Below are 6843 nucleotides of genomic sequence, written 5' to 3'. Positions count from 1 at the left end.
TATTTTATCACTTAAATTACGCTACCGCTACGCGTCGATTCTTTGACGCTTACGATTAAAATTATAAGTTTTCTGGAAAATAAAAAAATCACTTCTAAATTAATTTATTATTGAAAGTAGATTAACTAAATAATCTGCTTAAAATAATAAAATCATCTAGAAGTGATATTATTTGCTGCAATGAAATATATTTTAGATTCAAGTATTATAAAAAGTTATATATAAATTTTTATCTTTCTTTTCTTGGATTCAAGCGCCAAATAATAAATCCAATTATAAAGCCTACAAATGCTGGTATAATCCAGCCAAAGCCATAATCAAAGCCTGGTAGATATAAATGAGCAAAATTAACAATTTGTACAATTACATTGTTTTCTTGAAAAGGCTTTGGCAGTGCCTTACATAAATCAAAAAAAGCTGCAAAAACCGTTAGAGCGGTTGTCCATTTATAAATATCTTTTTGTTTATTAATAAGTGGTGTTAATAATCCTAGCAATATTAATGTAATAGCTAATGGATATAAAAACATAAGTACTGGTATGGATAATTGTATAATATTACTTAGTCCAAAATTAGCAATTACAAATGAAAACAATGTAAATATAATAGCGTATTTTTTATATGAAATTGAATTTGGAAACATTTCGCTAAACATCTCTGAACATGAAGTAATTAAACCAATTGCTGTTTTTGCACAAGCTATTCCTACAATTGCTGCTAATAAGATTGCACCTGTAATCCCTAAATAATGATTACTTACCTGAGATAAGATACTTCCACCATTATCGGCACGACTTACACTTCCTAAACTTGTTGCTCCCATGTAAGCTAAAGAACTGTAAATAACAGTCATAGCAACTACACTTACTAAACCGGACTTAATCGTTTCAACTGCTATTAAACGTGAATCCTTTACCCCTAATTTTTGTATATTTGAAATAATTATTATTGAAAAAGCTAGAGATGCCAATGCATCCATAGTGTTGTATCCATCTAATAATCCAGTAAATAATGGCTTAGCAGCATAATTCCCTTGAGCTGCAAATTGACCTACCTCTCCCATTGGCTTTACAAAAGTAGCTATTAATAAAATAGATAAAAGTACTAAAAAAATAGGAGTAAGGTATTTTCCAACCCAATCTAAAATTCTCCCTGGCTTTAGAGAAAAATAAATAGTGAAAATAAAAAATACAAGTGAAAAAATAAATAATCCCAATTTTAAATATTCATCAGCTATAAATGGATGAATTCCCACTTCAAATGCAACTGAAGCTGTACGCGGAATGGCAAATAAAGGACCTATTGTTAAATACAATAAACAAGTGAATATACTTGCATAACGTGAACTAACAGGCTTTGCCATGTGAAATAAACTTTCACTTTTTGAAAGTGCTGATGCTACAATTCCTACCATAGGAAGACCCACACCTGTAATTAAAAATCCTATAGTAGCAGTTAAAGTATTACTTCCTGCCTCCTGCCCCATTTGAACTGGAAAAATTAAGTTACCTGCTCCAAAGAATAACCCAAACAGCAAAGAACCTATTAATAAATTTTGCTGAAAACTTAATTTCTCTTTCATAAATTGTCCTCCTCATACGTTTCATATTATCAAAAAATCTGCAGCTAATTTTTATATGAAATTTGTTTTTAAACTTTTTTGATAATACCTTGATTCAATTACATATTATATAATATTTCTATAATATAGTAAAACTCATTTCTTAAAATTTGATAATATTTTTAAGAATAAATTATAGAATTTTAAAAAATTGATATAAAATATTAAAAAACTTGTTAATAGAATAGAAAATCTAATAATTTAGGCTACCTTTTATTCCCATTTGACAACTCTATTTCTACCTTCATTTTTAGCTTTATATAATGCTTTATCTGCAGCTACCATAAGTTCATGTAAAGAAGATCTTTCATTAGTGTATTTAGTAATACCTATACTTATAGTTAGTTTAATCCTATTTCCCTTATAATCAAACAATTCGATGCTTTCAACATTTTTTCTTATCTTTTCTGCTGTTTTAACTGCACTTTGAAAATCAGTTTCAACTAATAGGATTCCAAATTCCTCTCCACCTATTCGTCCTATTATATCCTCTTCTCTAACTGTCTTTTTAAAAACTTCAGCTGCTTTTTTTATTGCCATATCGCCTATAGCATGACCAAAGTTATCATTTATTTTTTTAAAATGATCAATGTCTAACATTAAAAATGCATATTCTTGAGAATAACCTTTAGTTCTTATTAATTCATGCTCAACAGCCTCAACAAAAAATCTTCTATTTGAAATCTCAGTGAGTTCATCAGTCCTAGCTTGCAATTTAAGTTCATTTTCTAATCTTTTACTCTCAGTAATATCTTCTTTAACGGCTAGAATCTTTTCTATCTTTCCTTCACTATTGAATATTGGCGAAATATTTGCACTTTCCCAATAATATTCACCATTTTTTTTCTTATTTTTAAATTGCCCCTGCCACTCTATACCATTCAATACATTATTCCATAAATTTATATAATCCTTTCTGCTATCATAATCGGCTTTTAATATTCTAGGATTTTTTCCTATAACTTCTTCTTTTGTATAACCAGTAATTTCAGTAAATTTGTTATTTATGTATTCTATATTTCCATTTAAATCAGTCATTACTATTGAAACCGCACTTTGCTCCATTGCCTGTGAAAGAATATTAATTTGATCATTTGCATGCTTAAACTTTGTAATATCTCTTCCACTAACTCTGATTCCCAAGAAATTTTCTGAATCATCATATACTTTGTTCCAATTAATACTAAGCCAAAAAACAGAGTAATCTCTTTTAACACATCTAAATTCTATATCTTCACCACTTTCGTCTTCATTGTTCAATGCTAAGTAATATATTTCTCTAACCTTAGGTAGATCCTCTACAAAAATTAAAGTTTTTAAAAAATCAGGCATTGCAATATATTCTTCTGGCGAATAATCTGTAAACTTTTTTACTGCTGGATTTATCCATAACAATTCTCCAGAAGTGCCTATCCACATTTCTAAGTTTGCAGTATAATTTGCTATAGCTTTAAACTTTTCTTCATTTTTCTTTATAATATTTTCAATTGTTTTTCTTACTGTAATATCCTTAATTAAATTTAAAGAATATTTTTCTCCATTAAACTCTATTATTCGTGCTGAAGTTAATCCAATAAATGTAGTACCATCTTTTTTCTTCAATTCCATTTCGTAATTTTCGCAAACCTCATTTCTTATTAGTCCCTCAAGAAATTTTTTTCTTTCTAAAAGATTATTCCATAGTCCTAAATTTATGGTTGTATTTCCTACAAGCTCTTCCCTAGTAAATCCTGTCATAGATAAAAACCTATCATTTGCCTCTATAATAAGCCCATCCTTCAATCTACTTATATCTATAGCCTCTGGACTTATTTGAAAAATTAATTCTAATTTCTTTTTTGCTTCTATTTCTTCTCCCCTAAATCTTTGATTTACCATGATTATTAGTGCAAAGGAAAAAATATAGTTTACGCAAATTGAAATAACAAATACACTGATTTGCATTAAAGATGGCTCAAAAATGTTACTCATATTATTAAATATGAAATTTATTGAGCGTATTATGTAAAAAATACCATATAGTATTAAAATACTTGCCAAAAAATTAGCTGAATATTTAATTGAAGTATTTTTATTTTTCAGTAGTTCAAAGGAAATTAAAAAAGAGTTAACTGCCATAGCAATGGATGATATTATAGCTCTTATATTAATATCGTTATTAATATAAGTAAAATGAAAAAGTCCAATAGATAAAACTAATAACATAAAAATAACACTCTTTATTTTTACATTTCTATTTATAAACAAAGCAATTCCTATGTAAATTACAATTTGCCCCAAAACAATTACTAGACTAGGTAATATAATTGAAATGAACTTGTTTGAAAGAAACGGTCGTATGAAAAATAGAAATACTCCTATAGCATTTAATATATTTCCTAATACCCAATACTTAGTTCCTTTAAAGCTTTTATTAAGTTTAGCTTGAAAATATATTCCTACTATTTGAATTACACATGTAGTAAATAATAGGAATGTAAGTGTTGCTATATTTAATATCATAAATGCCTCCTTAGCCTTTGTAAATTCAGATTAAAAATTCAAATTTTTTAATTGTATATATATTGAAATAATACATATTTCAATATATATACATAATATTAAAATAATTGATACTTAAATAAATTATACCATAATATAATTATAATACATTTTTAGGTAATCCTCACTATTTATTTAATTGAATTATTCAGACATCATACAACCCTATTGAAAGAAGTTATTATTTATAATATTATTAGGACATAAAGAATAAGGAGGGCGTTTTATGCCAAAGAGAGAAAAAAGCCTATCTGAACGAATTGCAGATGATATTCTAGCCATGATTACTATAGATAAAAGATTTACTGTTGGAGATAAGCTTCCTAATGAAAATGAACTTTCTTTAGAGCTTAAGGTTAGCAGAACGACACTTAGAGAAGCCATTCGCATTTTAGTAGCTCATAATATTCTTGAAATCAAAAGGGGTAAAGGTACCTACATAAAAACAACAAATGATTTGAATGAAAATTTAGAATTCGAGGGACTTTCAACAGCTAAACTAAATGCAAAAGACTTATACGAAATGAGACTCATCTTTGAACCGCAAACTGCCTATTATGCTGCTAAACGTGCTTCTGATAAGGAACTTGAACGAATTCTTTATTATGGAAGATTAGAAGAAGAAAAAATTTTAAATAATGAAGATAGAACTGAAGTTGAGCAGACCTTTCATAAATCTATAGCAAAAGCTACTCACAATGAATTCATGAATAAGCTGATGCCTATTCTTTATAGAGCTATTGATAAAGGAGTTATTTTATCCAATGAAAATAGTGACATTATAAGAGATACATTAAATGATCATAGAATGATAATGGATTTTTTAGAAAAGAGAGATGCTGAAGGTGCCAAAACAGCTATGAAGCTTCATATACTGCATGCAATGAGAGGACTCGGAATTAAAAATGACTAATTGACAACAGACATCATACAACATATAATAAAATCATACAACGCAATAAGTAAAATTATACAGTAATTAAATTATAAAAAGGTGGTTATATAGATGAAAAGTGATGTAATAACAAAAGGCTCTAAAAGTGCACCTCAGCGTTCATTGCTTAGTGCACTAGGTTTAACTAAAGAAGAAATGGAAAGACCTCTTATAGGAATAGTCAGTTCACAAAATGATATTGTACCAGGTCATATGAATTTGGATAAAATAGTTGAGGCTGTTAAAATGGGTGTATCTATGGCTGGCGGTACTCCAATAGTATTCCCTGCAATAGCTGTTTGCGATGGTATTGCAATGGGACATGAAGGCATGAAATATTCCCTAGTTACAAGAGACTTAATAGCTGATTCTACAGAAGCTATGGCTATGGCTCATGCTTTTGATGCTTTAGTAATGGTTCCTAACTGTGATAAAAATGTACCAGGACTTTTAATGGCAGCTGCAAGAGTTAACATCCCTACTATCTTTGTAAGTGGTGGACCAATGCTTGCTGGAAAAGTTGATGGTTGCAAGACAAGTCTTTCAAGTATGTTTGAAGCTGTTGGTGCTTATAATGCTGGTAAAATTACAGCTGAAAAATTAGATGAATATGAAAACAATGTATGTCCTACTTGTGGTTCTTGCTCTGGAATGTATACAGCAAACAGTATGAACTGTTTAACAGAAGTTCTTGGTATGGGCCTTAAAGGAAATGGAACTATTCCAGCAGTTTATTCGGAAAGAATTAAGCTTGCAAAGCATGCAGGTATGAAGATCATGGAATTACTTGAAAAAAACATAAGACCTAGAGACATTATGACTGAAGATGCATTTATGAATGCAATGACTATGGATATGGCTCTTGGATGTAGTACAAACAGTATGTTACACTTACCAGCTATTGCTCATGAAGTTGGCTTTGACTTAAATGTTGATATAGCTAATGAAATAAGTGCAAAAACACCTAACCTTTGTCACTTAGCTCCAGCTGGACATACTTATATTGAAGACTTAAATGATGCTGGTGGAATTTATGCTGTTATGAATGAAATAAATAAACTTGGGTTATTAAAAACTGATTTAATAACTTGTTCTGGTAAAACAGTTGCTGAAAACATTGAAGGCTGTGTAAACAAAAATCCTGAAGTTATAAGACCAGTCGAAAATCCATATAGCCAAACTGGTGGTATAGCTGTTCTTAAAGGAAATCTTGCACCTGACTCATGTGTTGTTAAACGCTCAGCAGTTGTTCCTGAAATGCTTAAACATGAAGGTCCTGCAAAAGTTTTTGACTGTGAAGAAGATGCACTTGACGCAATAAACTCTGGAAAGATTGTTGAAGGTGATGTTGTTGTTATTAGATATGAAGGTCCTAAAGGTGGTCCTGGTATGAGAGAAATGCTTAATCCAACCTCTGCTATTGCTGGAAGAGGACTCGGAAGCACAGTTGCTCTTATAACAGATGGGCGTTTCAGTGGTGCAAGCCGTGGTGCTTCTATAGGTCATGTTTCTCCTGAAGCTGCTGTTGGTGGTAATATTGCATTAGTTGAAGATGGAGATATTATTCAAATAGATATAAATGCTAATACAATTAACTTTGTAGTTAGCGATGAAGAATTAGCAAAAAGAAGAGCTAATTGGAAACCAAGAGCTCCAAAAATCACAACAGGTTACTTAGCAAGATATGCTGCTCTTGTTACATCTGGCAATAAAGGTGCTATCTTAGATATTCCAAGGTTTTAGTTTC

Annotated in this window: 4 protein-coding genes; 2 read left to right on the top strand and 2 right to left on the bottom strand. The window is 30.0% G+C overall.

Annotated features, from left to right (window positions below; all coding sequences use genetic code 11):
* Positions 1–229: 229 nt before the first annotated feature.
* A complete protein-coding gene (gene brnQ / locus GXK56_RS23185) occupies positions 230–1582 on the bottom strand; it encodes a branched-chain amino acid transport system II carrier protein (protein ID WP_160691910.1) in 1353 nt (450 codons plus the stop codon).
* Between the two features lie 252 nt (positions 1583–1834).
* Positions 1835–4123 (bottom strand): PAS domain S-box protein, encoded by a 2289-nt coding sequence (locus GXK56_RS23180; protein WP_160691908.1) that lies wholly within the window; start codon positions 4121–4123, stop codon positions 1835–1837.
* Positions 4124–4388: 265 nt separating this feature from the next.
* On the opposite strand from GXK56_RS23180, the gene GXK56_RS23175 reads away from it, so the two are divergent.
* Together GXK56_RS23175 and ilvD are read left to right on the top strand one after the other, a co-directional pair.
* On the top strand, positions 4389–5075 hold the full coding sequence (locus tag GXK56_RS23175) for a FadR/GntR family transcriptional regulator (protein WP_160691906.1): 687 nt from the start codon (positions 4389–4391) through the stop codon (positions 5073–5075).
* A gap of 93 nt (positions 5076–5168) precedes the next feature.
* On the top strand, positions 5169–6839 hold the full coding sequence (gene ilvD, locus GXK56_RS23170; RefSeq protein WP_160691904.1) for a dihydroxy-acid dehydratase: 1671 nt from the start codon (positions 5169–5171) through the stop codon (positions 6837–6839).
* Positions 6840–6843: the final 4 nt, after the last annotated feature.

Origin of the sequence: Clostridium sp. C2-6-12 (assembly GCF_009928485.1) — a bacterium.
In the GTDB taxonomy this organism is placed as follows: Bacteria; Bacillota; Clostridia; order Clostridiales; family Clostridiaceae; genus Clostridium.
This window is presented reverse-complemented; position numbering and strand designations above follow the sequence as displayed.